Origin of the sequence: Streptomyces sp. NBC_00158 (genome assembly GCF_045160885.1) — a bacterium.
Lineage (GTDB): Bacteria > Actinomycetota > Actinomycetes > Streptomycetales > Streptomycetaceae > Streptomyces.
The window spans coordinates 751,475-776,200 of record NZ_CP108161.1 but is presented as its reverse complement, the minus strand read 5'-3'; the positions used below and the strand labels follow the sequence as shown (position 1 = coordinate 776,200).

Genomic DNA, 24,726 nt, shown 5'->3' with positions numbered 1-24,726 from the left:
CGCGCCCGTTGCCGCGGTCACTCACCGGTGCCCCCGGCCAGTCCGGGGCGGGCGATGCCCGGCCGGGCCGGCGCAGACCCCGCGGCGCTCGCCTCGGCGAGGGCCTGCGGGGCGAGGACGGCCCCCTTGGGGCTGATGCGGTAGAAGCGGCGGCGGGGGCGGCCCTCGCCCTCGGCTATGGCGTCCTCCTCCCAGTACCGCTCCACCCAGCCCGCCTGGCGCAGCCGTTCGAGAATGGGGAACAGCGTGCCGTTGGGCAGTTTGGTGCGCCGGGCCAGGTCCAGCCCGTACAGCCCCTCGGCGAGTACGAGCGAGCGCTGCCCGGAGTCGATGCCCTGGCCGAGGAGGGTGCGCAGCAGGGTCTGGGTGTGCAGCGTCAGCTTCACGTCCGGCATGGCGGGCAATCTACTTAGGTAGAAGACGGGCCGTCTACCTAAGTAGAAGAATCCGGTGATGTGAACTTACGTACGAGAAAAGGGAGTTCGTCACTCGCCGCCGCTGGTGGGGGGATGCCGAGCCGGTGGGAGATCTCGGTGTCGGACATGCCGTAGACGACGAGCCGTGCGACCTCCTGCTCGCGCGCGGTGAGGTCGTACGCCTCCATCAGGATCCCGATGGTGTGCTCGGGGCGGGGCGGTGCAGACCGGCCGGGCGCACGGCCCGGACCCGCGGAATCACCCGGTGGGCGGATCGAGAGGCGGGCACACGAACGCGCGGAACCGCGGCGCCGCGTGTCCAATGACCGGTAGGCCTTTCGCCCCGGCCCGTCCCCGGGGAGCGCCATGAGACCGCCGTCCCGGCGCGGTCCCCGGGACGGCGCCGGGAGGCCACCCGCGAGACCCGACCCCGGAGGAGGCCCGATGCCCGGTTCCGCTGACGGCCCCGCCCGCCCCGCGGCACGGGAACGACGCCGGGGCGGCGGGCTGTCCCGGCGGCCCGAGCGCGCCCTGCGCAGGGACCTGGCCCAACTGCTCTGCGCGGGCGCCGGGCTGGTGCTGGGCCTGCTGGCGCCCCTGGTCACGGCGGGGCCCCCGGTGGCAGCCGGGCGGGTGGTCAGCGTGCTGTTCACCCTCGGCTTCGGCGTCGTCAGCCTGGTCAGCATCATCTACTCGATGCTGTTCCTGGTCGTCCAGTTCTCCGCGAACACGTTCACACCCCGCCTCGGCCTGTTCCGCGACGAGCCGATCGTCTGGCGGGCGTTCGCCTTCACCGTCGGGGTGTTCGTCTTCTGCATCACCTCCGGCCTGGCCATCGGAACCCGCGAGAGCGTCTCGGCCTTCGTCCCCTGCGCCGCCATGATCCTCACCCTGGTGGCGCTCGGCCTGATGCGGACGCTGCAGATGAAGGCGTTCCACTCGATCCAGCTCGGCCACGCGCTGACCGCGATCACCGACCGCGCACACCGCCTGTACGACGGCTTGTACCCACGCCCGCACACCCCCGACGGGACCGCCGCCCCGCAGGCCGAGGCGGCCGGCGCGGGCACGGTCGTCCTGTGGGCCGGACCCCCGGCCGTGCTCCAGGGGATCGACGTGCGGGCCCTCGTGGACATCGCGCGGGAGAACGACTCCACGGTCGCCTTCCGGGTGGCGCCGGGTGCGACCCTGTCGGGGGGAACGGTGCTCGCCGAGGTGACGGCGGGAGGCCCGGCAGGGACGCACGTGCGGGCGGCCCTGTCGACGGGGGTCGAGCGGACCTTCGGCCAGGACCCCGGACTGCCGTTCAGACTCCTCGCCGACATCGCGCTCCGCGCCCTGTCCCCGGCGGTGAACGACCCGGCCACGGCCGTGGAGGCCCTGGAGCGCCTTGAGGACCTGCTGACCCGCCTCGCCGGCCGCGACCTGGACGTCGGCCGGTTCCACGACCCCGCCGGACGGCTGCGGGTGAGCGTCCCGGTGCCCGGCTGGGACCGGTACGTCCGCACCGCCGTCGACGACGTGGTCATCGCCGCCGCCGGATCCCCCATGGCGTTGCGGGCGATGCGCGACATGCTGCGAAGGCTGGCGGAGCGGACCCCCGAGTGCCGGCGTGCCGTGGTGGAGGACCGGCTCCGGTGGGTCGAGCGAACCGGCCGCGAGGCGTACCCGTCCGTCTGGTCGGAGACCGAAGGCTGATGCGCGCCGGTCCGGGGGCGGGCGTGGCCCACGTCCCGGACCCGTGCCCGGTCACGGGGGCAGGCGGTGCGGGCACGTCGGGCCGTACGCGGTCGGCGGGCGAACGGGGCCTCATGTGGCGAGCCCCGGGGAGCGGGCCGAGAATGGAGTCTGCCGGACCAGGTCCAGACGATGTCGCCCGCGCGATGCGCGGCGATCCCTGCCCGGGCTGCCCCAGCCCGCAACGGCAGTCACAGCGAAGGGGTGACGCGCGACCTCGACGAGCGGCGTCACTCCGAGCAGGCCGGGAAGCGCGGTTGCCTCCTGGCGTGCCGTAAGGACCCAGGTGATCGCAGATGTGCCGATGGCTCGCCTATTCGGGGACGCCCATGCTGCTCGACACCATCCTCTACAAACCCGCTCACTCCCTCATCGACCAGAGCCTGCACTCCAAGCTCGGCGTGGAGACCACGAACGGTGACGGGTTCGGTGTCGGCTGGTACTCGCAGGGCGACCCCACGCCGGCCCTCCTCAGGGACGTCGGTCCGGCCTGGAACAACCGCAATCTGCGGGAGATGGCAGACCACGTCCGGGCCCCCCTGTTCTTCGCCCACATCCGCGCGTCGACCGGCACGGCGGTGCAGCAGTCGAACTGCCACCCGTTCCGGCACGGCCGCTGGATGTTCATGCACAACGGCGCGATCTCCGGGTTCCACCTGATGCGCCGGGACCTCACCCTTCTCGTTGACCCCGCCCTGTACGCCGACATCGAGGGGACGACCGACTCGGAGGTGATGTTCTACCTGGCCCTCACCTTCGGCCTGGACCAGGACCCGCCGGCCGCCGTGGCCCGGATGGCGGGAGCGGTGGAACGCGCCGGGCGTGACCACGGAGTGGAGTTCCCGCTCCAGATGACGCTGGCCATCACCGACGGCCAGAGCATCTGGGCCTTCCGCTACTCCAGCGCGCACACGTCCCGCTCGCTGTTCTACAGCAGCCGGGTGGACGCACTGCGCAGGCTGCACCCCGACGTCGCGTTCCTGCGGGAGATCTCCGAGGAGACCCGCCTGATCGTGTCCGAGCCCCTCGGTGATCTGCCCGGTGCGTGGAACGAGGTGCCGGAGAGCACCTACGGGGTCGTCCAGCCGGGCGCCGACGCGATGCACCCCTTCGCCCCGGTGCCCGCATGACACGGCCGTGATCCACCCGGCAGCTCCCGGAACCCTTGTGGAGGGCCGATGCGCCCCTACCCGCCGATCGCCGAACACGGTCTGATCGGGGACCTCCAGACCTGTGCCCTCGTCTCGTCCGAGGGAGTGCTGAACTGGTTCTGCTCACCGCGCTTCGACTCGCCCAGCGTCTTCGCGAGCCTGCTCGACGACGACCGCGGCGGCCACTTCGCCATCACGACCGACACCGCCCGCGACGCCGAAGTCGTCACCCGCCAGCTGTACATGGCCGATACCGCGGTCCTCATCACCCGCTCCCTCACCCCCGAAGGCGTCGGCGAGGTCGTCGACTTCATGCCCGTCCACGAGCCGCACACCGCCACCGACCGGCACCAAGTGGTGCGCGTCATGCGGGTGGTGCGCGGGACCGTGCGCTTCGTCCTGGAGTGCCGGCCGCGCTTCGACTACGGCCGGGCGACCCACGACCTCACGTGCGACGGGGCCACCGCCCGCTTTGACGGACCCGGCATCACCGCGCACCTGCAGGCCCTGGGCCCCGTGGCCCTGGAGGCCGACGAGACGGACGTGCGGGCGGCCGTGACCCTGTCCGAGGGCGAACGCGCGGCCGTCCTGCTGACGGTCTGCGACGCGGACGGCGAGGTTCCGCCTCCCGTGACCCCGGGTGACATGACGTCGGCGTTCGACGCCGTGCGCGAGTTCTGGCACGGCTGGATCGGGCGCTGCACCTACCGCGGCCGCTGGCAGCAGATGGTCAACCGCTCCGCGATCACCCTCAAGCTGATGACGTACGCCCCCACCGGGGCGCCGATCGCCGCCGCCACCATGGGCCTGCCCGAGCAGGAAGGGGGCGAGCGGAACTGGGACTACCGCTACACCTGGATCCGGGACGCCTCCCTCGCACTGCGTGCCATGCGCGACCTCGGCTTCACCGAGGAGTCACACGCCTTCCGGAATTGGCTGATGCAGCGGTTGAGGGACGGCGGAGCCCCCAACGGCGAACCCCTGCAGATCATGTACCGGGTCGACGGGGACCCGTACCTGAGCGAAGAGGTCCTCGGCCACCTGGAGGGATGGCGGGGCTCCGCTCCCGTGCGCGCGGGCAACGGCGCCGCGGACCAGCTGCAGATGGACATCTACGGCGAGGCGGTCCACGGACTGTCCCAGAGCGGCCGGGCCGACGACGTGGTGGGCTTCGACGACTGGCAGCGGTGTGCCGCCCTGCTGGACTGGCTGTGCGAGAACTGGGACCGTCCCGACGAGGGCATCTGGGAGACCAGGGGCGGTCGCAAGGACTTCACCTACAGCCGCCTCATGTGCTGGGTCGCCCTCGACCGCGGCATCCGCCAGGCCACGGCCACCGCCCGCCCCGGCGACCTGACCCGCTGGACCGCCACGCGGGACGCGATCCTGGAGCAGGTCATGACCCTCGGCTGGAGCACGGAGCGGCAGGCGTTCGTCCAGCAGTACGACAACACCGTCCTGGACGCCTCCCTGCTCCTCATGCCCCTGGTCGGCTTCATCACCCCCAAGGACCCGCGCTGGCTCTCCACCCTCGACGCCATGGACGCCGAACTCGTTTCCGACAGCCTCGTCTACCGCTACGATCCGGCGGCCTCCCCGGACGGCCTCCAGGGCTCCGAGGGCACCTTCTCGCTGTGCACCTTCCTGTACGTCTACGCCCTCGCCAAGGCCGGCCGCCGCCATCAGGCCCGCTACGCCTTCGACAAGATGCTGACCTACGCCAACCACGTCGGGCTCTTCGCCGAGGAGGTCGGCCTCACCGGCGAACAACTCGGCAACTTCCCCCAGGCCTTCACCCACCTGGCGCTCATCACCGCGGCCCTCGCCCTCGACGCCGAACTCGACCGCGGCACGGGCGCCTCCTAGCGCCCGCTCGCCCGGGACCGCGTCGCCATGGTGCTCGACCTGCTCCTCATCGGCCTGGCGGTCACGCTGTTCCCCCTGCCCGTCATGGCCTTCGTGCTGGTCGTGTCCGCGCGTCAGGGGATCCGGAAGGGGCTGGTGTTCATCCTCGCCTGGCTGGCGTGCCTCGTGACCGTGATGGCGATCGTCCTCCTCCTCACCGACGGGGAGCCGCCACCGCCCCGCTCACCGCCGTCCGTCGCGGCACTCGTGGCCACCCTGGTCATCGGTGCGGGGCTGGCCGTGTACGGCGAGCACAGGCGCCGCCGGAACCGCCGGAACCGCCGGACCACGCCGGACCCACGACTCCCCGCGGCTCCGGCCCCGTCCACGGCCTCGGCCTCCCGGACGGAGAACATCACGGGAGGGTCCGCGGCGGCCCTCGCCGTGCTCCTCCAGCCATGGGGGATGGTCGGTGCCGCTGCCGCCACCGTCGTGCGCGCCGACCTCTCCCACACCGCCTCCTTCCTGGCGCTCACGGCCTTCTGCCTCCTGGCCACCTCCACCCTGCTGGCCATGGAGCTGCACATCGTGTTCTCACCCGAGCGGGCCCGGCACTCCCTGCTGCGCCTGCGCGCGTGGCTGGAACGGCACAAGGAGCCGGCGATCGTCGTCACCTGCCTCGCCCTCGGCCTGTGGCTCGTCGGCAGGAGCCTCTACCAACTGACCAGTTGACCCGCGACCCCGTGCCGCCGCGCCCTCGGCGGCGGTCCCGAGAAGCCCGGCCACGGGCTAGGAAGCAGGCGAGCCATGACAGAGCCCGGAGCCCGGCCCGCGGGACCCGGCGGCGGTCAGCAGCCGCAGGAGGCCGACCGGCTGCGCGAGATACTCCGCGCGCCCGGCTACCTCAAGGCGCTCGGCTTCGCCGCCCTCATCGGCGTCCCGGTCTCGCTGGTGGCGTTCTGGTTCCTCGTGGGACTCCACGAACTGGAGCACCTCTTGTGGGCGGACCTCCCGCACCGGCTGGGCCGGGACGCCCCGCCGTGGTGGTGGGCGCTCCCCCTGCTCCTGGTATCGGGACTGATCGTCGGTCTGGTCGCAGGACACCTGCCCGGCGCCGGCGGACAGGCCCCCGCGTCCGGCCTCCACGCCGGCGGGACTCCGCCGGCCTCGCTGCCGGGCGTCCTCCTCGCCGGCGCCGCGAGCCTGCCCTTCGGCGCCGTTCTGGGACCGGAGGCACCGCTGATCGCCCTGGGCGGCGGTCTGGCCCTGCTCTTCCGCGACCTCACACGCGCTCCAGCGACCCCGCAGAGCGCCGCGCTGCTGGGCGCGGCCGGCGCCGCCGCCGCCATCGCGGCGATCTTCGGCAACCCGCTGATCGCGGCCGTACTCCTGATCGAGGTGGCCGGCGTCGGCGGGCCGCAGCTGTTCTCGGTCATGCTGCCCGCCCTGCTCTCCAGTGGAGTGGGGGCCCTGGTCTTCACCGGCTTCGGACGCTGGACCGGGCTGGAGACGGGCAGCCTCAGCCTCACGCTGTCCGCTCCCGTCCCCCGTCCGGACGCGGCGGACGTGCTGTGGACGGTACCCCTGGCCCTCGCCCTGGCCGTCCTCCTGCACCCTGTCCTGACGGCGGCCCGACGCGTCGCCGCGTACGTCACGGGCGGCGTGCTCCACCGCACCGTCCTGTGCGCCGTAGCGGCTGCGGCCTGCGCGGCCCTCTACTCCCTGATCACCGGCCGCACCCCCGCGGACGTCGCGTCGTCCGGCCAGACGACCCTGGCGCGGCTGGCGGCCGACCCGCAGGCCTGGGGCGTGGGCGCACTGCTCGCCGTCATGCTGCTCAAAGGGGCCGCGTACACCCTCTGCCTGGGCAGCCTGCGCGGCGGCCCCGTCTTCCCCGCCCTCTTCCTCGGCGCCGCGGCCGGAGCCCTCCTGGCACCCCTGCCCGGTCTGGGCCTGGTACCGGCCATGGCGGCGGGCATGGCCGCGGCCACGGCCGCCACCCTGCGGCTGCCGGTCAGCAGCGTGGTCCTCGTGGTGCTGCTGCTGGGCAGCTCCGCCATGATGCCGATCGTCATCCTCGCGGCGGTGGTCGCCTTCGTCACCACCGAACTGCTGCCCGCCGGCCCGGCACTGAACGAGCCAGGAGGAGCTGACCGGGAAGGAGAAGCGTTGTAGGCTCCCGGGGATCGCCCTTGACCCGCGTGACGCGGGCAGGGAGCAGACATTTTTCGGGAGTTCTTCATGCTTCGCACCATGTTCAAGTCCAAGATCCACCGGGCCACCGTGACGCAGGCCGACCTGCACTACGTCGGGTCCGTGACCGTCGATGCCGATCTGCTCGACGCCGCCGATCTGCTGCCCGGGGAGCTCGTCCACATCGTGGACATCACCAACGGGGCGCGGCTCGAGACGTACGTCATCGAGGGCGAGCGGGGGTCCGGGGTGATCGGGATCAACGGGGCCGCCGCGCATCTCGTGCATCCCGGGGACCTGGTGATCCTCATCAGCTACGCGCAGGTGGAGGACGCCGAGGCGCGTGCGCTCGTGCCGCGCGTCGTGCACGTCGACGGGGACAACCGGATCGTGGAACTGGGGGCGGATCCTTCCGCGCCCGTGCCGGGTACGGATCAGGAGCGCAGCCCGCATTCGGTGGCTGTCTGAGCTGTAGGGAGCGGGGCCGTGGCGATCGAGCTGGTGGACGAGCGGAAGGCCGGGCGGCTGCTGGCCGTCGAGGACCGCAGGGTGGTCGGATTCATCGCGTACTTCGTGCTCGCCGCGGAGCCCCACGCCCTGGTGGCGGTGCACACCGTCGTCGAGCCCGGGCACGAGGGTCGGGGGATCGGCGGGGAGCTCGTCGAAGGGTTCTACGCGATGGCCGAGGGGGAGGGCGTGGCCGTTGTGCCGCTCTGTCCCTACGCCGCCGCGTGGGCCGCGAAGCACCCAGATCGGGCGCCCGCGGCGCCGGGGGCCGTCGTCGAGGCCGCAAGGGCGCAGTTGGAGCAGGACGCGGACCTCTGGTGAACCGGCTGACGCTGCTGCACACGTCTCCCGTGCACGTGCCCGTCTTCGACGCCCTGGCGGAGCGGGATCATCCGGGGGTCGCGCTGCGGCACGTGGTGCGGCCCGGGCTGCTGGAACAGGCCCGGGCCGTGGGGGCCGAGGGCGTACGGGGCGAGGTGCGGGAGGTGCTCGCGGGGGTCGGGGGGCCCGTGCTGGTGACCTGTTCGACCATCGGGGGCGTTGCCGAGTCGCTCCAGCGGGAGCTCGGGTTTCCCGTCCTGCGCGTGGACCGGGCCATGGCGGCACGGGCCGTGGGGACCGGGCCGCGGGTCGTCGTTCTGGCCGCCCTGGAGTCGACCCTCGGGCCGAGTGCGGAGCTGCTCGCCGAGGAGGGGGCCGAGGAGGTGCGGGGCCTGGTGGTGCCCGGCGCCTGGGAGATGTTCGAGGCAGGGGACGAGGGCGCGTACCTCCGTGCCGTGGCCCGCGCCGCCGACCGGGTGACCGGGGCCGATGTGATCGTGCTGGCCCAGGCTTCCATGGCCGGGGCCGTCGGGCTGGTGCGGACGCGGATTCCCGTGCTGGGCAGTCCCGCGCTGGGGCTGGCCGCCGCCGTCGCCGAGGGGCGTACCGGCTGAGATCGGGGGAAGGTGGGCCTTATGGTGCGAAACCTTGAGCAGACGCAGCCGCCCGTGCCCGAGCCTGACCCCGTCCCCGGCCCGTTCCCCCCGCTGCCCGACCCCGGGCCCGTGCCGCGCCCCGTGCCGCCCGTGCCGCCGCCGTTCCCCGAGCCCGACCCGGTGCCCCCGCCGCCCGGGCCCGCGCCGATCCCGCAGCCCGGCCCGCTCAGCTGACGGGCCCGGCCGGCCCCAGCAGGTCGCGCAGCAACCGCGTCGACGGCAGGGCGGGGCTCAGGTAGGCGTGCTCGCGGCGGTGCTCGACGACCGCCAGCATCTCGCGCAGCGTGCCGCGCGCCTCCTCCCGCAGGCCCGCGTGGTGCTGGGCCTGTCCCAGCAGGCCCAGGTGCAGCGGGAGCCTCAGGCGGGTCCGGGAGGGGCGCAGCGCGGCCAGGGCGGACCGCATCAGGGCGAGGCCCTCCGCCTCCCGCCCCGAGTGCGTCATGGCCCAGCCCTCCGGGAGGCGCAGCATGGCCTTCCAGTACCGCAGGCCGTGCTCGTCGGCCAGCCGCGCGCCCTCGCCGCCGCAGTCCAGGGCGGAGGCGACGTCACCCTCCCAGGCGGCCAGCACCGCGTCCACGTAGAGCGCGAAGGCCCGGTCGGACGGCCGGCTCTCGTACGCGGTCAGGCGGAGCAGCTGCCGCCGCCGCTCGGTGGCGGTCGCCCGGTCGCCGGCGAGCCAGTGCGTGAAGGCGTCGTACGAACGGCACGAGACGCGCGGGTCGTGCTGGAAGGTCCGGGCGAGGGAACGGCCCTCGCCCGCGAAGCGGTCGGCGGCCTCCACCGCCGCCTCCAGCTCGGCGAGCGCTTCCGCCAGCCGGCCCCGCACGTGCAGCACGATGCCCTCCCCGTACGCCGCGCCGAGCACCGCCACCGGGTGCCCGGTCCGGCCGGCGATCGTGCGCAGCAGGCCGGAGAACCGGCGGGAGTCGTCGTACCGCCCGGTGACCAGCCGGGACGCGCACAGCGCCCACAGCACCGACGGGTCCTCCGGGGTGCGCGTCACGGCGCCGAGTGCACGGCCGCGGCCCAGCAGTGCCTCCGCCTCGGCGTCGCCGTACCCGCGGGTGATGGCCAGCACCTGGCCGAGCTGGACGTGCAGCCGCTGCTCCAGGGCCGGGGTGGCGGCGTCGCCGTCCGGCAGCCGCCCGGTCACCCCGACGGCCCGCCGCAGCCACGTCTCGACCTGCTCGTACGCGAGGCGCTGCTCGGCCCGCTCGGCGGCGCGCAGCAGCCGGGGGAGGACCTCGGAGGCCGGCAGCGCCTCCTCGGCGTGCCAGCTGTGGTGGGCGAGGCGCTCGGTCTCCTCGTCCCCCATCTGCCCGTGCCCCCGCGCGCTCAGCCCCGCGGCGACGCGGGCGTGCAGCCGTACGCGCTCCCCGTGCGGGAGCTCGTCCAGGAGGGTCTCCTGGACGAGCGCGTGCGCGAAGCGCAGCCGGTCCGGGGCGTGCGGGTCCGCTTCGAGCAGCCCGGCACGGACGGCCGCGTCGAGGCCGGTCGCCACCGGTAGGTCCGCGGCCGCGGTGCGGTGCAGCAGGTCGGTGTCGACCTCGGTGCCCATGACCGCGCAGAGCCGCAGCACCCCCAGCACCGGCTCCGGCAGCGCGGTGAACCGCTGGCACAGCGCCTCGCGCACGCCCATGGGGATTCCGGCGAGGAACACGTCGGCGGCGCCCGCGCCGTGCAGCCGCCGTACGTCGCCGCCGAGCAGGGACAGCAGCTGCATCACGAAGTACGGGTTGCCCTCGCTGCGCCGGTGCAGCGCCTCGACCACCTCCGTCCGCACCCCGGGTCCGGCCTGCGCCTCCACCAGGGCGGCGACGGCGCCCCGGGACAGGCCGCCGAGCCGCAGGGTCTCCGTACCGGGGCCACGGAGGGTCTCGGCGAGGGCGCGGCGCAGGGCGGCGTCGGCCTCGGCCTCGGCGTCGCGGGCGGTCAGCACGATGCCGAGCGGGTTGCCCTGGCGGCGCACGGCCAGCAGCCGCAGCAGCTCCAGTGAGGCGGGGTCGGCCCAGTGCAGGTCCTCCAGCAGCAGGACGAGGGGCCGCCGGGCGGCCAGCGTGAGCAGCACCTCGCTCACCGCGTCGTGGGTCAGGAACCGGGCCTGGGTCCAGTCGGCGTCGGGCCCCCGCCCGGCGGCGGGCCGCGAGCGTTCGGGCATGAGCGGGGCCAGCAGGGCGCCGAAGGGCTCCGCCGCCGCGCGGAAGGCGTCCGGCCGGGTGGCCGAGAGGCGGCGCAGCACCTGGGTCCACAGCCAGTACGGTGGTACGCCCTCGCCCTGGAAGCAGTGGCTCCAGACCACTTCCGGGTTGCCCGCCACGGCTTCGAGGCGCGGGGCCAGCTCCAGCAGCAGCCGGGTCTTGCCCACGCCGGCCGGGCCGAGGACGCAGGCCACGTGCCCGTGGCTGGTGAGCGCGCCCACGGCGGCGGCGCCCAGCCGGTCCAGTTCCCGGTCCCGCCCCGCGAAGGGGGAAGGGGAGGGGACGGCCGGTGCGGCGGAGACGGGTTCGGCCGCCGGCGGCCCGTCGCCGAGCTCCTGGCGCAGGATGGCGTCGCGGACGCGCTGGAGTCCGGGCGCGGTGTCCACGCCGAACTCGACGGCCAGGTGGGTGCGGGTGCGCTCGTACAGTTCGAGGGCCTCGGCCTGCCGCCCGAGCCGGGAGAGGGCCGTCATCAGGTGGCCGACCAGGCGTTCCCGCGCCGGGTGCAGGGCGGCCTCCTGGCCGAGGCCGGCCGCGACCTCCTCGGCCGCGCCGAGGGCGAGCCCGGCCTCGGCGTGCCACTCCACGGCCGTCAGCCTGACCTGCTCCAGCCGTGCGCCCTCGTCGCCGAGCTGCGGACGGGTGCCGAACTCGCCGTACGGGTGCCCCCGCCACAGCTCCAGCGCCTCGCCGAGCCGGAGCCGCGCGGAGCGGTGCTCGCCGTGGTCCAGGGACCGGCGCCCGGACGACACCAGCTGCTCGAAGCGGCCGACGTCCACCTGTTCGGGGCGCAGCCGCAGGACGTAGCCGGGGGCGAGGTGGCGCAGGACCGACCCGCCGCCCGGAGCGGCGGCGGCCGGGTCCAGGACGCGCCGCAGGTGGGAGACGTGGCTCTGCAGCGCGGCGACGGGCTGCCGGGGCGGTTCGTCCCCCCACAGCTCCTCGACGAGCTGCTCGGTCGGGACGACCCTGCCCAGGCGTACGAGGAGCAGCGCGAGCAGCGCGCGCCGGCGCGGGGGGCCGAGCGGGAGGTCCTCCCCGCCGTGCCGTACGGACATGGGCCCCATGACGCGCAGCAGGAGCCCGGAGGGCCGGGCCGGTTCCGGTATGAACGGCCGCTCAGGGGCCCGAGTTGCGTCCATGCCGTCCCAACCGTTCTCGCGCTTGCGGCCGCCTGCCGGAGGCTGCGGGCGGACGAAATGCCCGGACCATCCGGTTGTGATCTTGGCACGGCGCAGTGTCCGTACGGAGATCGACCGCCATATCCCGCCAGCGCACGACCAGGGGAGGGCAAGGAGACGGCAAGCGGACGGCAAGGGGACGGTCAGCGGACGGCAAGGAGTGGCGGCCGGGAGGACAGGTGACGGCAAGGGGCGCGGTGCATGATCGCCTCTCCCCGAACGACAGGTGAGGTCACGATGTATGACGTCGGTGTGATGCATGAACACCCGTTGATCGCGTGGGCGGTCGGTCACGCGTTGTCCGAATTCCCCGACATGCGGGTGCACGTGCTGAACGCGGAAGATGACGCTCCACCGCGTGTTCCGCTGCCCTTGCCCGTACGTTTCGACGTGCTGGTCACCGACCGGCCCCCCGAACCGGACTCCCCGGCCGGGACGCGGGCCGGGGCGGGAGCGCCCACCGCCGCCTGCGTCCTGCTGCTCTCCGGGGCCGTCACCGGGCAGCCCGCCCCGGGGGTCACCGCCTGCCTGCCCGAACGCTCGGAACCGGCGGCCCTGGCCGCCGCCGTGCACCTGGCGGCGCTGGGCGCCCGGACCCCGGCCCGGCCGGGGGACAGGGCGGCGGCCGCCCTGTCGGCCCGCGAGCGGCAGGTGCTGCGGCTGGTCGCCGACGGGCTGACGCACGACCAGGCGGCCCGCCGCCTCGGCATCAGCCGCCACACCGTGGACACCTACGTCAAACGCGTCCGCGCCAAACTCGCCCTGGGCAACAAGGCGGAACTGGTCAGGGCGGCGATGGTGTTCGGCCGCGACTGACGGGCCGCCGCGAACCTCCGGCGCGAACCTCCGGCGCGACTGACGGGCCGCCGCGAACCGCCGGCCGGCCGGGCGCTCAGCGGAAGGGGTCCGCCTCCTCGGCGAACGCGCCGTGGCCGGCCACCGCCATCCCCTGCGAGTACCCGATGCCGGCGGCCGCCAGCTCCGCCGCGAGCCGCGCCGAGGGACGTACGAAGTCCTCGTACGCGACGCCCTCGGGGAGCCGCAGCAGCCCGGGGGCCGGTACCGGGACGCCGCTCAGCCGGCCCGCGCCCGCGACGCGCTCCTCGATCTCCCCCCAGTAGCCGGCCATCTTCGCCCCGCCCACCACCCCCGCGCACCCGAGCGCCGAAAGCAGCGCGATGTTGGAGGAGTTGTCGAGGACGAACGCCTCTTCCGCCCGCTCGCACTCCACGAGCCGGCCCGTCCCGTCGAGCCTCCTGGCCCCCGTCCGCAGCCCGAACAGGGCGGCCGGCCAGCCCCCCGGCCCACCCCGGAAGTACGCGACGAGCAGGTCCAGCGGCAGGTAGAGCGTCCGGCCCGGCACCGCGAGCCCGGCCGCCCGCTCCACGGCGGACATCAGCAGCAGGTACGAGAGCGCGCGGTCGGCCCCGCGCAGGGCCAGAGAGGCCGCCTCCCGGTCCGCGCCGACCGCCCGCTCCGGTACGCCGCGCATCGGCGGCCGCCCCGCGACGGCCACGTGCTTGGCCTTCTTGTCGCGGGTGAACAGGGTCTCCCGGGCCAGCGCGCCGTCCCGGTCCAGGAACCACCAGGCGTACGGCCGCCATCCGAGGTCCGAGAAGTTCACGTGCGTCAGGGCGACCCGCAGGTGGAAGGCGGACGGGTCGGCGCGCTGGAGGTGGCGCACGTACCAGGAGACCCCGACCCGGGGGAAGAACACGTTCGGGCTCGCGTGCGGCAGGCTGACCAGGACGCGCGGCGCCCGCGCGAACGCGTCCAGCCCGGCATCGTCCAGCCCGAGCGCCCGCAGCGCCTCCGCCCCGCCGGCCCCGCCGCCACCCGTCACGAGCCTCCCGCGCCGCGAACGCAGCCAGGCCGCGAACCCGGCGCGTACGCCCCCGCCTTCGAACTCCATGCCACCCTCTCCCTCGGAAGACACCTGCCGGCCCGACACGGCCGGCCTCACGCCCACTCCGGCCGCCGCACCAGCCACACCACCGCGAACAGCGCCGTACAGCACGCCAGCACGAGGAAGGCGACGCCCACCCCGAACGCCCCGGCCAGCGCCCCCGCCCCGAACGAGAACGCGGCCTTCGTCAGCGAAGCCACCACGTTGCGGACCACCGCGAACTGCCCCACCTCGTGGTCGTCCGGCACCTGGTTCGTCAGCACCTGCATGCAGATCACGTGACAGGTGACGGCCAGGGAGAGCCCGAACGCGACCACCGCCACCACGGCGGCGGTGTCCACCAGCGCCAGCGCGAGCGCCAGGACCGCCGTCACCGGCAGGGCCCGGCCGAGCACCCGCCGGGAGGAGACGCCGCCGGTCGACAGCAGCACCCCCGCCAGGAACCCCCCGGCGATCGTCACGATGTTCAACAGGGCGTAGTAGGACGGCCGTCCGGGCGCCACGGTGCCCGCCAGCGGCACCAGGACCGTGTTGAGGAACTGCAGCGCACCGCTGCCGGGCACCGAGAACACGAGTACGCCCACCAGTGCGGGGGTCCACCGCAGCGGCACCGGCTCCGGTTCCCCGTCCCCGCCCGGCCCGCCGGGACACGGCTCCGGCCGGGGCCGCGGCCGCGCGCGGTCCTCGTACCCCCGGGTGCCGAGGGCCAGCGCGCCCGCGCTCGCGGCGTACGCCAGCGCCGCGCACAACAGCCCCTGGGTGATCCAGCCCTGGGCGAGCACCACCCCGGCCAGGCCCGCGCCGCAGACCTGCCCGGCCAGCGAGGCCGACTGCGAGGCCGCCAGCAGGCGCTTGGCCACCTCCCGCTCGAAGGCCCCCCGCACCAGCCGGTTCAGGGCCGCCTTGTTGAACATCTTCGCGACGGACAGCACGACCTGGCTCACGGCGATCACGGTGATGGACAGCGCCGCACTGCCGCCGGAGGTGAGCTGCTGTACGGCCAGGAGCACCGACACCAGGGACAGCACCGAGTTGGTGCCCCGCGCGATCAGGCCGGCCCGCCCCCGGTCCGCGGACTTCCGCAGCAGCAGCCCCAGCACCGCCGCGGGGAGGTAGCCGAGGACCACCATGACCCCGATGAGGAAGGCGCTGCCGGCCAGTTCGTACGTCAGCCAGAGCAGCACCACCGCCTGCCCGCCCTCGGCGAAGGAGGACAGGGCGAAGAACAGGCCGAACAGCGGGCGCGAGGGGCGGCGCGCCCGAGCGGACGGGGGCGGATCGAGCAGCCGCGGCGGCGGCTCGGGGGAGGGCGGCATGGGCAACGGCCTCTCGGGTGGGGTGGTCGCGGGTCAGCGGGCGGCGGTGAGCCGGTCGACGCCGGCCACGGCGGCGTGCGCGGCCGCCTCGTCGGGGCACGAGAAGAAGGCCAGCCGGGAGAAGGCGCAGGAACTGCCCAGCCGGGCCCGGGCGGCGGCCCGCGAGCTGCCCGCGGAGACCCGTACGACGCCCGGCACCGCCAGCAGCTCGCGGTCCCCGGGGACGCGCCGCCCGTCGCCGGGGACGGGCGCGGCCACCCCGATCACCCCGCAGAACCCGCCGGGACCGGCACCGCCCGCCCCGGCAGCACCCCGACCGGGACCGGGACCGGGCCCGCCCGGACCGGCGGTACCCCGCGCGCCCTCGCCCGGCGGCCTGCCCAGCTGGATCCGTACGAACTCCTCCCACAGGTCCACCCCGTGGAACAGGAGCAGCGACTCGGCGACCCCGCCCCCGGCCGGGCGCAGGGCGATCTCGTTGAACAGCAGCCCGCCGCCGGCCTCCCGGAACAGCTCCAGGTGGAACACGCAGTCGGCGACGCCCAGCGCGGCGACGCAGCGTCCGGCCGCCCGGAGCGCGGGTCCCTGCCGGGGATCGCCCGGCGGCAGGTGCAGACTGGCCCGGGTCGTCCCGGCGGCGCTCAGCACCGGCCGGTCGTACGCCGACGCGAGCGCCGCGCGCAGCACCCCGCCGCGCACCACCCCGTCCACGTGCAGCTCCGCGTCCACCTCGACGGCCTCCTCGACGAGGAACAGCCCGTCCGCCTCCACGGCGAGCCGGCGCGCCTCCCACGCGGGCAGCCGCCGCACCCCCTTGCCGGAGGAGCCGGACAGCGGTTTGACGACCACCTCCCGCGGCAGGGAACCGAGGGGCGCGACGGCGAAGTCGCCGGACAGCCAGGAGCGCGGCGCCGGCAGGGCCCGCCCGACGGACGCCTTCATGCGCCACTTGTTGGTCACCCCCAGGGCCGATTCGAAGTCCAGCCCGGGCAGCCCGTACCTGCTGCGCAGGAACGCGGCGAACGCGACGTTGCTCTCGGAGGTGGCCAGGACGTACCGGAACGGCGTCCTCGCCATGATCCGGTCGACGATGCCGAGGGTCTCGCGGTCGTGGTCGAAGGACGGCACGGTCAGCGCCGCCGCGGAGGGCTGCTCCCCGGCCGGGCACACGGACAGGTCGAGGTACTCGGTCCCCTCGGCGAAGGCGGCCCGCGCCGCGTCGAAGAGCGGTTTGCCGGTGCTGAGGACCAGGGCGCGCGTGCGGGCGCGGGCCTCAGACACGGCCGGTCTCGTTGAACGCGACGATCCGGCGGACGAGTTCGCCCAGCCGGGCGTCGTCGGGGGCGGACACGAGGGCGTGGCCCGCCCGCCCGTACGAACCGGTCCGGGCGGCCGCGGGCCCGTCCGGGTAGTGGAGTTCGTGGAAGTCGAAGTGCTCCTCGAAGTCCGCCCGGGTCAGCTCCACCCCCGGGAAGTGCCGCAGGTAGACGTACCCGAAGTACGCCTCGGGCCGCTTCGGCTCCAGCAGCGCGGCCGGGTCCTCCCCCAGGGCCAGGCCCACCGTGAGGTCGTACAGGTCGACCCCGTGGGTCAGCCGGACGATCTCGGGGTGGTGGGCGCCGGGGGTGCGGATCGCGCACTCGCCGAACACCAGGTCGCCGCCGTCCTCGAAGGCCTCCAGGTGGAAGACGCAGTCGGGGGCTCCCAGCCCGCCCAGCGCCCGTTCGGCCAGCCGCGCCGCCCGGCGGACGAACGGGCCGTTCCCCTCCCGCGAGAGGACCTGCGAGGCCAGTACGGCACCGGTGTTGGTGGCCATGGGCCGCTCGTGGAACCGGGCCACCGCACACCACAGCAGCCGGCCCCCGGACCAGACCCCGTCGACGTTGAACTCCCGCCCGCCCACGAAGGACTCCGCGACCCACGCCGCGTCGGCCCGCCCGCGCCCGGAGCGCCCCCCGGGCCCCGGACCCCGGTCCAGGTGCCGGGCGAACTCCGCCTCCGAGGCGACCGCCGCCGCCCCCACCGAGCCCGCGCCGTTCGCGGGCTTGAGGACGAACGGGCTGCCCAGCAGCTCCGCCAGCTCTCCGTACCCCGCGTCCGGGCCGACGTACGCGCAGCGGGCCCGCCCCACGCCGGGCGGCAGGGCGGCCTTCTGGAGGTACTTGTCCCGGAACCGCAGGGTCCGGGCCCAGTCCCGGTCGCCCGGCAGCCCCAGGTGCTCCCGCAGCAGGGCCGCGGAGAAGACGCCCTGCTCGTGGCCCGTCACCACACCGACGACCCCGTCCGGTGCGGCACCCGCCACCACCCGCAGGACCTCCTGCGCGTCCTCCAGGTCCGCGACCCGGGCGAAGGGGGTGCCGGCCAGTGCCCCCTTCTCCTTCACCACCACGTGGAAGGCGTCCAGGCCGCGCCGGGCCACCGCCTCGGCGATGCCCTTCCGGTATCCGAGGACGATCACGGTGCCCATGGTCCAGCCTCCAGCTTCCGTTCGTAGAGGTCGTGGGTGTCCGGCCGGAACGGCGCCACGCGCCGGAATCCCCGCTTGGTGAAGAAGGCGGTGTTGGCCGCCAGACTGGTGCGCAGCGCGATCCGGACCTCCCGGCAGCCGGCCGCCGCGGCCCGCCGGACGACCGCGTCGACCAGCGCCGAACCGATGCCGCGGCCGCGCAGCCCGGGTTCGGTCGCGAGGAAGCAGAACGTGTAGGAGCCGTCCTCGGGGTACTGCAGGACGCAGCCGACGGCCCGCCCGCCGGCGCGGGCCACCAGCCAGTGGGGGAGCTCGCCGCGCACCGCCCCGGCCGTCCGGCCGAGCGCGGTCGGCCGGAACTCCTCCGCGTAGGGGGCGTAGGCGGCGGCCAGGACGGCCAGGATCCCCGGCACGTCCGACGGGCCCGCCGCCGCCACCTTCGGGCCGGACGCGTCACCCACGACTCTGGGCGGCGGGCGCGGTGCGCGCCGTGAAGAGCTCGCTGTGGTAGGGGATCACCAGCGAGCCCTGCTCGTCGGTGTGCCGTCGTACGAGGTCCCGCAGCAGGTCGAGCAGCAGGTCCCCGTGGGCCTCGATGCCGCGCTGCACCTGGGTGGAGGACTTCGCCATGCCGACGAAGTCACCGGCCGCCACCGTCGTCGTCCAGTCGGCGGTCCGCACCTCGACGGTGCCGCCGGCCGGGCCGAACACCTCGCGCAGTTCGGCGGCGAAGTCGAAGGCCCGGTAGTGCCGGCCGTAGCCGGGGCTCAGCTCCTCCAGCAGGGTCTCGTACGCGTCCAGGAAGGGGCTGGCCCCGAAGTCCCGGTTGTTCTGGATGATCGCGACCCGGCCGCCGGGGTTCAGGCAGCCGAGCGCCGCGCGCAGGAACCGCGGCCGGTCCATCCACTGGAAGGACTGGGCGGCCACGACCAGGTCCACCTCCCGCGCCCGCTCCAGGAAGGGCTCGGCCGGCCCGACCGTCCAGGCCACCGACGGGAACTTGGCCCGGCCCCGGGCCACCATGTCCGGCGACAGGTCGACGGCCTCGTAGCGGGCGCCGTCGCCGAGGATCGGGACGAGGCCCTCCAGGGCGATGCCGGTGCCCGCCCCCGCGTCCACGACGTGGAGTCCGGGCCGCCCGGCCGACGGACCGGCGAGCTCCTGGAGCAGGGCGGCGGGATAGCGGGGGCGGTGCCGGTCGTAGTCGTCGGCGAGGGTGTCGAACTTCTGCTTGTCCGTGTCCATGTCCATACGAGGTCACCTGTCTCCGTGGTCCGAAGGGCTGTCCTGCCCGGGAGCCGGGGCTCCGGGCACGTGGCGCGAGGGCGGGCGCCGCAGGCCGAGCTTCTCGCGCAGGGTGCCCTGCGCGTAGCGGTCCTTGTACACGCCCAGTTCCTGCAGCTCGGGCACGACGTGGTCGACGAACTCGTCGAGTCCGCCCGGGAGGTGCGGGGGCATGATGTTGAAGCCGTCGGCGGCGCCGGCCTCCAGCCACCGCGCCATCGTCCGCGCCACCCGCCGGTAGGAGCCCACCAGCACCAGGTGTCCCCGGGCGACGGTCAGCCGCTCGTAGAGCCCGCGGATGGTGAGCCCCTCGGCCGCGAGCTTCTCGATGAGCCGGCGCCGGCTCCGGTTGCCGTTGGAGGGCGGCAGCGGGGGCAGCGGGCCGTCCACGTCGTGGCCGGACAGGTCGAAGCCGCCCACCAGGTCCGAGAGCATGGCCACGCCCAGCCGGGGGTGGACGAGCCGCTGCAGCCGCTCGAACTTCTCCCGGGCCTCCTCGTCCGTGGCGCCGGTGAACGGGCACAGGCCAGGCATCACCAGCACGTCCCGGTTCACCCGGTCGTACGCCGCCGCCCGCCGCCGCAGGTCCCGGCGGAACTCCACCGCCGCCGCCAGGTCCGGCTGGGCGGTGAACACGGCCTCGGCGGTCCGCGCCGCCAGCTCCATGCCCTCCTGCGAGGACCCGGCCTGCACCACCAGCGGGTGCCCCTGCGGCGGCCGGGACACGTTCAGCTCGCCGCGGACCCCGAAGTGCGCGCCCTCGTGGCCCAGAGCGTGCCGGCGGGCCGGGTCGTAGAACACCCCGCGCCCCTTGTCGCGCGGGAAGGCGTCGTCGTCCCAGCTGTCCCACAGCCCGGTGACGACGTCGAAGAACTCGGTGGCCCGCCGGTAGCGGTCGCCGTGCTCGGGATGCTCGTCCAGCCCGAAGTTCCCGGCCGCCTGGCTCTTGGACGAGGTCACCATGTTCCAGCCGGCCCGCCCGCCGCTGAGCAGGTCGAGCGAGGCGAACTCGCGGGCGACGTTGTACGGCTCCTTGTACGTCGTCGACGCCGTGGCCACCAGCCCGAGGTGGGTGGTCTTCATCGCGAGCGCCGACAGCAGCGTCATCGGCTCGAAGACGACCACCCGGCTCCCGTATCCCTCGCGGTCGTCGTTGAACACCGACGGGGTGTCCGACAGGAACATGAAGTCGAACAGTCCGCGTTCGGCGGTCCGCGCCAGGGCGACGTAGTGGTCGATGTTCTGCGCGCCGTCCGCCACCGCGTCGGGATGCCGCCAGGCGGCGGCGTGGTGGCCCGTCCCGTACGACAGGTAGGCGCCCAGCACCAGTCGGCGCCGGTGTGACTCGCTCATGAGGGCACGTACTCCTTTCGTGAGGGGGGAGGGGTCGGCGGTCAGCCCTGGAGCTGGAAGACCTCGCGCAGCCCGGCGATCTCCTCCTCCAGCCCCCGCGTCGACCCGTGCCGCGAGATGTGCGCGAAGCTCTGCGCCATCGCCGTGATCGAGGCCCGCAGCGCCTGGTTGGCGTACACGGCCAGCGAGAAGCCCGCCCCGCGCAGCTGCGCGGCGTCCACCTCCGGGTAGGTCGTCGGCACGGCGATCAGGGGCACGTCGGTCCGCCCCCAGCTCCGTCCGAAGTCCAGGATCTCGCCGCCGTCACGGGACTTGGAGTGGATGAGCACCGCGTCCGCACCCGCCTCCACGTACGCGTCGGCCCGCTCGACCGCGTCCTGCTTCGAACCCCCGGCGATGAAGGTCTCGATGCGCGCGACGAAGACGAAGTCCTGGGTGCGCTGCGCCTTCTTCGCCACCCGGATCTTGTGGGCGAAGCCCTCCACGGTCTCCTGGTGCTGCGACCCGTCGCCGAGCGAGTTCCGCTTGGGGAACACCTTGTCCTCGACGCAGACCCCCGCGATGCCGGCCCGCTCGTACTGCTCCACCATGCGCGCCACGTTCCGGGCGTCGCCGAACCCCGTGTCGCAGTCGGCGAGCACCGGCAGGTCGGTGGCGTCGTTCATGACGCGTGCCGCGGCCAGGAACTCGGTCATCGTCAGGATGCTCTCGTCGGGTACCGCGTGCGAGGCGGAGATGCCCAGCCCGCTGGCCCACAGCACCTGGAAGCCGCTGCGCTGGGCGAGGCGCGCGCTCAGTCCGTCGTGGGCGCCGGCGGCCAGGGACAGTTCGCCGTCCCGGGCGATGGCCTCGCGCAGCATGGCCCGCTTGTTCATGATGTCTCCTCAGGAATGAAGGGTGACGGTAAGGTTGGCGGACATCCGGGCGAAGTCGACGACCTGCTCCGCGACGCCCCTCAGCTGTCCTTCGACGTGCGCGTCCTCGCACCGCCCGGCCGGCCCCAGGGCGGTCCGGGAGCTGTCGAGGGCCACGCCCAGCGGCGTGGGCCAGCCGCGCAGCGCGTGCGTCACCGCGCGCAGCGCGCCGAGGGTGACGACCGCGCCCTGGTGCCCCTGCCCGACGGCCAGGCAGCCGACCGCCCGGCCGCTCAGGTACGGCCTGGGGTCGTCCCGCAGCTCCTCCAGGTGGTCGAGGGCGTTCTTGACGAGCCCCGAGATGCCTCCGTGGTAGGCCGGGCTGGCCAGCACCACCCCGTCGGCCCGCGCCGCCTCCGCGACCAGCCGCCTGGCGGCCGGCGTCAGCGGCGCCCCGCCGGGGTCGTACGACGGCATGACCAGATCGGGTCCGGCCAGCAGGCTGACCCGGGCCCCCAGCCGCTCGGCCTCGGCCAGGACCGCCCGCAGCGCCCGCTCCGCCGTGGAGCCGGGGCGGGTCGAGCCGCCGATCCCGACGATCCTCACGACGCCGCCCCCGGCCCGGCGGCGGGCGCCTCCGCTTCGAGGAGCGGCGCCGCCACGGCGCGCAGGAACCCGCCGCGCCGTACGTAGTCCAGCTCCCGGGCGGTGTCCACGCGGGCCGTCATCCGCCAGGCCGCGACGAGCCCGCCCGCCGGGCCGAGGGCCCGTACGACGACCTCCCCGCGCGGGCGCAGCCCTTCCAGGCCGGTGATCCCGTACGATTCGCGGCCCGTGAGCCCCAGCTCCCGCGGCCCGTGCCCGGCCCTGAACTGGAGCGGGACGATGCCCATGCCCACCAGGTTGCTCCGGTGGATCCGCTCGAAGCTCTCGGCGAGCACGGCCCGTACCCCGAGCAGCGCCGGGCCCTTGGCCGCCCAGTCCCGCGAGCTGCCGAACCCGTAGTCCCGGCCCGCCAGGACGATGACCGGGGTGCCCTCGGCGGCGTACCGGGACGCCGCCTCGTGGACGGTCGTCACCTCGCCGCCGGGCAGGTGCAGGGTGTGGCCGCCGGGGTGCGAGGGGGTCAGGCGGTTGCGGAAGCCCGGATTGGCGAAGGCCCCGCGGACCAGCACCTCGTGGTTGGCTCGGCGGCAGCCGTAGGAGTTGAAGTCGGCCTGCGCCACGCCCGCGCCGGCCAGGTGCCGGCCGGCCGGGGAGGAGGCAGCGATGGTTCCGGCGGGGGAGATGTGGTCGGTGGTCGTCGAGTCGCCCGCGAACACCAGGACCCGGGCCCCGCGCAGATCGGCCGTGCCCCCGCGCCCGGCGCCGTCGAAGAAGGGCGAGCGCACCAGGTACGTGGACCCGGCCGGCCAGTCGTAGACCGGCCCTCGCGGGAACTCCAGTTCCTCCCACTCGCGGCCGCCCCGGAACAGGGTCTCCCGCTCCGGCGCGAAGTGCTCGCCGGTCACGTGCGAGAGCGCGACCGCGATCTCCGACGGCGAGGGCCACAGCTCCGACAGCCGTACGCCGCGCCCGCTCGCGTCCATCCCGAGGGGCTCGCCGCCCAGGTCGGTCCGTACCGTCCCCGCCAGCGCGTACGCCACCACCAGCGCGGGCGACGCGAGGTAGGCGGCCGCCGCGTCCGGATGGATCCGGCCCTCGAAGTTGCGGTTCCCCGAGAGGACCGCCGCGAGCCGGGTGCCGTCCCGCCGCACCGCGTCCTCGGCGGCCGGCGCGAGACCGCCCGAGTTCCCGATGCAGGTGGTGCAGCCGAAGCCGGCCACCGCGAAACCGAGCCGCTCCAGGGCGGGCAGCAGCCCGGCGGCCGCCAGGTAGCGGGGCACCGCGCGGGAGCCGGGGGCCAGCGTCGTCTTGACCCACGGCGGGACGCTCAGCCCCCGCGCGACGGCCTTGCGGGCCACCAGACCGGCGATGACCATCGACTCGGGGTTGGAGGTGTTGGTGCAACTGGTGATGGCGGCGATGCCCACCGCCCCGTCCGGCAGTCCGCCGGCCCGGCGGCGCCCGGACCCGCCGCCGGGCCCGCCGCCGTCTCCGTCTCCGTCGCCGTCGGGGAAGCTGGCAGGCACCTCCCTCAGCGACAGCCGCTCCTGGGGCCTGCGCGGCCCCGCGACGCTGGGCTCCACCGACGACAGGTCGAACTCCACGGTCCGGGCGCACAGCGGCTCCGCGGAGCCGTCCGCCGGCGCGAACAGCGCCTGCTCCTTGGTGTAGGCCTCCGCGAGGGCGACGTCGCGCTCCGGGCGGCCCGTCAGCCGCAGGTACTCCAGCGTCGCCGCGTCCACCGGGAAGAAGGCGACCGTGCAGCCGTACTCGGGCGCCATGTTCGACACCGTCGCCCGGTCCGGGACCGACAGGGTGCGCACGCCGGGCCCGAAGAACTCCACGAACTGCCCCACCACACCGGTCTCCCGCAGGAACCGCGTCGTCATCAGCGCCAGGTCCGTGGCGGTGCTCCCGACGGGCAGCGCACCGGTCAGCCGCACGCCCACCACGGGCGGGCTCAGCAGCGACACCGGATGCCCCAGCAGGGCGGTCTCCGCCTCGATGCCGCCGACGCCCCAGCCGAGCACGCCCAGCGCGCCGACCATCGGGGTGTGCGAATCGGTACCGAGGACGAAGTCCGGGGCGAGCAGGCCCCCGGCGTCCGGCATGACCACCCTGGCCAGGTGCTCCAGGTTCATCTGGTGGACGATGCCCCGGCCGGGCGGCACCACCCGCAGCCCGCCGATCTCCCGCTGCGCCCAGCGCAGGAAGCGGTAGCGCTCGCGGTTGAGTTCGTGCTCGCGGGCCATGTTGAGCGCGAGCGCGCCCGGGCGGGCCCACGCGTTCGCCTCGACCGAGTGGTCGACGACCAGGTCCACCGGGAGCACGGGCCGCGCGCGGCGCGGATCGAGCCCCCGCTCGGCGAGCAGGGACCGCAGGGAGGCGAGGTCCGACAGTACGGGGACGCCCGTGTGGTCCTGGAGGACGAGCCGGGTGGGGCTGAGGACGATCTCCTCCTCGGGCCCCGCCCCCGCGCAGGCGGAGAGCAGCGCGGCGGAGGAGGCCATGGCCGCGGCGGGCGCCGCCTCGTCACCGCTCCTCACGGCGGCCCGCAGGAGGTTCTCCACGAGGACGCGGACGCTGCGGGGCGCGGCACCGAGACCGGTCAGCCCGTTCTCCTCGGCCGCGGCCAGGCTGACGTACCGGCCCGCTCCGTGCGACGGGGGCAGGGAGCGCAGCAAGTCGTGCATGGTTGACCCTTCACGCTTCGTCGGGGCCGCGCCGGGCCGGTG

At 74.8% G+C, this 24,726-nt stretch carries 23 protein-coding genes; 10 read left to right on the top strand and 13 right to left on the bottom strand.

Annotation, left to right across the window (positions count from 1 at the left end):
- Nucleotides 1-17: 17 nt before the first annotated feature.
- Nucleotides 18-395 (bottom strand): PadR family transcriptional regulator, encoded by a 378-nt coding sequence (locus OG553_RS03425; protein WP_405977525.1) that lies wholly within the window; start codon nt 393-395, stop codon nt 18-20.
- A 38-nt stretch (nt 396-433) separates the two neighbouring features.
- A complete protein-coding gene (locus tag OG553_RS03420; RefSeq protein WP_405977524.1) occupies nt 434-604 on the bottom strand; it encodes a hypothetical protein in 171 nt (56 codons plus the stop codon).
- Nucleotides 605-860: 256 nt separating this feature from the next.
- Between OG553_RS03420 and OG553_RS03415 the strand changes: the two genes are divergently transcribed.
- The 9 genes from OG553_RS03415 (at nt 861) to OG553_RS03375 (ending at nt 9,000) form a co-directional block, all read left to right on the top strand.
- Entirely contained in the window at nt 861-2,114 is a 1,254-nt protein-coding gene (locus OG553_RS03415) for a DUF2254 family protein (RefSeq protein ID WP_405977523.1), read from the top strand.
- A 335-nt stretch (nt 2,115-2,449) separates the two neighbouring features.
- Nucleotides 2,450-3,283 carry a class II glutamine amidotransferase gene (locus OG553_RS03410; RefSeq protein ID WP_405977522.1) on the top strand — a complete coding sequence of 278 codons (834 nt, stop codon included), beginning with the start codon at nt 2,450-2,452 and terminating at the stop codon, nt 3,281-3,283.
- Between the two features lie 48 nt (nt 3,284-3,331).
- A complete protein-coding gene (locus OG553_RS03405; protein ID WP_405977521.1) occupies nt 3,332-5,170 on the top strand; it encodes a glycoside hydrolase family 15 protein in 1,839 nt (612 codons plus the stop codon).
- 27 nt (nt 5,171-5,197) lie between these two features.
- Nucleotides 5,198-5,881 carry a GAP family protein gene (locus tag OG553_RS03400; protein WP_405977520.1) on the top strand — a complete coding sequence of 228 codons (684 nt, stop codon included), beginning with the start codon at nt 5,198-5,200 and terminating at the stop codon, nt 5,879-5,881.
- Between the two features lie 75 nt (nt 5,882-5,956).
- Entirely contained in the window at nt 5,957-7,324 is a 1,368-nt protein-coding gene (locus OG553_RS03395; protein ID WP_405977519.1) for a chloride channel protein, read from the top strand.
- A gap of 66 nt (nt 7,325-7,390) precedes the next feature.
- Nucleotides 7,391-7,810, top strand: coding sequence for an aspartate 1-decarboxylase (gene panD / locus OG553_RS03390; protein ID WP_405977518.1), 420 nt, complete (start codon nt 7,391-7,393; stop codon nt 7,808-7,810).
- Nucleotides 7,811-7,828: 18 nt separating this feature from the next.
- Nucleotides 7,829-8,170 carry a GNAT family N-acetyltransferase gene (locus OG553_RS03385; RefSeq protein ID WP_405977517.1) on the top strand — a complete coding sequence of 114 codons (342 nt, stop codon included), beginning with the start codon at nt 7,829-7,831 and terminating at the stop codon, nt 8,168-8,170.
- Nucleotides 8,164-8,784: an arylsulfatase gene (locus OG553_RS03380; protein WP_405982938.1), complete on the top strand. Its 621-nt coding sequence runs from the start codon at nt 8,164-8,166 to the stop codon at nt 8,782-8,784. Before OG553_RS03385 ends, OG553_RS03380 begins: the two co-directional genes overlap by 7 nt.
- A gap of 21 nt (nt 8,785-8,805) precedes the next feature.
- Nucleotides 8,806-9,000: a hypothetical protein gene (locus tag OG553_RS03375; protein WP_405977516.1), complete on the top strand. Its 195-nt coding sequence runs from the start codon at nt 8,806-8,808 to the stop codon at nt 8,998-9,000.
- Here the strand turns inward: OG553_RS03375 and OG553_RS03370 are convergent.
- Nucleotides 8,993-12,166, bottom strand: coding sequence for an ATP-binding protein (locus OG553_RS03370; RefSeq protein WP_405977515.1), 3,174 nt, complete (start codon nt 12,164-12,166; stop codon nt 8,993-8,995). The genes OG553_RS03375 and OG553_RS03370 overlap by 8 nt on opposite strands.
- A 411-nt stretch (nt 12,167-12,577) precedes the next feature.
- On the opposite strand from OG553_RS03370, the gene OG553_RS03365 reads away from it, so the two are divergent.
- Nucleotides 12,578-13,021, top strand: a complete 444-nt coding sequence (locus OG553_RS03365) for a helix-turn-helix transcriptional regulator (protein WP_405977514.1) — start codon at nt 12,578-12,580, stop codon at nt 13,019-13,021.
- 76 nt (nt 13,022-13,097) lie between these two features.
- Here OG553_RS03365 and OG553_RS03360 read toward each other — a convergent pair whose 3' ends face one another.
- From OG553_RS03360 to acnA, 10 genes are read right to left on the bottom strand one after another with little or no spacing between them, the layout of a single operon-like run.
- Nucleotides 13,098-14,117, bottom strand: coding sequence for a hypothetical protein (locus OG553_RS03360; RefSeq protein ID WP_405977513.1), 1,020 nt, complete (start codon nt 14,115-14,117; stop codon nt 13,098-13,100).
- Nucleotides 14,118-14,164: 47 nt separating this feature from the next.
- Entirely contained in the window at nt 14,165-15,427 is a 1,263-nt protein-coding gene (locus OG553_RS03355) for an MFS transporter (protein WP_405977512.1), read from the bottom strand.
- 33 nt (nt 15,428-15,460) lie between these two features.
- The gene (locus OG553_RS03350; RefSeq protein ID WP_405977511.1) at nt 15,461-16,708 is read right to left on the bottom strand and encodes an acetyl-CoA carboxylase biotin carboxylase subunit family protein; all 1,248 of its coding nucleotides are present in this window, start codon (nt 16,706-16,708) and stop codon (nt 15,461-15,463) included.
- Nucleotides 16,701-17,894 carry an acetyl-CoA carboxylase biotin carboxylase subunit family protein gene (locus tag OG553_RS03345; RefSeq protein WP_405977510.1) on the bottom strand — a complete coding sequence of 398 codons (1,194 nt, stop codon included), beginning with the start codon at nt 17,892-17,894 and terminating at the stop codon, nt 16,701-16,703. The genes OG553_RS03350 and OG553_RS03345 overlap by 8 nt, the downstream gene beginning before the upstream one ends.
- Complete coding sequence (locus OG553_RS03340) at nt 17,882-18,355, bottom strand: GNAT family N-acetyltransferase (RefSeq protein WP_405977509.1); 474 nt, start codon at nt 18,353-18,355, stop codon at nt 17,882-17,884. Before OG553_RS03340 ends, OG553_RS03345 begins: the two co-directional genes overlap by 13 nt.
- Complete coding sequence (locus OG553_RS03335; RefSeq protein WP_405977508.1) at nt 18,348-19,145, bottom strand: class I SAM-dependent methyltransferase; 798 nt, start codon at nt 19,143-19,145, stop codon at nt 18,348-18,350. The genes OG553_RS03340 and OG553_RS03335 overlap by 8 nt, the downstream gene beginning before the upstream one ends.
- Nucleotides 19,146-19,151: 6 nt before the next feature.
- Nucleotides 19,152-20,531, bottom strand: a complete 1,380-nt coding sequence (locus OG553_RS03330) for an LLM class flavin-dependent oxidoreductase (RefSeq protein ID WP_405977507.1) — start codon at nt 20,529-20,531, stop codon at nt 19,152-19,154.
- Nucleotides 20,532-20,572: 41 nt separating this feature from the next.
- Nucleotides 20,573-21,406, bottom strand: coding sequence for an isocitrate lyase/phosphoenolpyruvate mutase family protein (locus OG553_RS03325; RefSeq protein WP_405977506.1), 834 nt, complete (start codon nt 21,404-21,406; stop codon nt 20,573-20,575).
- A 9-nt stretch (nt 21,407-21,415) separates the two neighbouring features.
- The gene (locus tag OG553_RS03320; RefSeq protein WP_405977505.1) at nt 21,416-21,991 is read right to left on the bottom strand and encodes an NADPH-dependent FMN reductase; all 576 of its coding nucleotides are present in this window, start codon (nt 21,989-21,991) and stop codon (nt 21,416-21,418) included.
- Nucleotides 21,988-24,684 carry an aconitate hydratase AcnA gene (acnA, locus tag OG553_RS03315; RefSeq protein WP_405977504.1) on the bottom strand — a complete coding sequence of 899 codons (2,697 nt, stop codon included), beginning with the start codon at nt 24,682-24,684 and terminating at the stop codon, nt 21,988-21,990. Before acnA ends, OG553_RS03320 begins: the two co-directional genes overlap by 4 nt.
- Nucleotides 24,685-24,726: the final 42 nt, after the last annotated feature.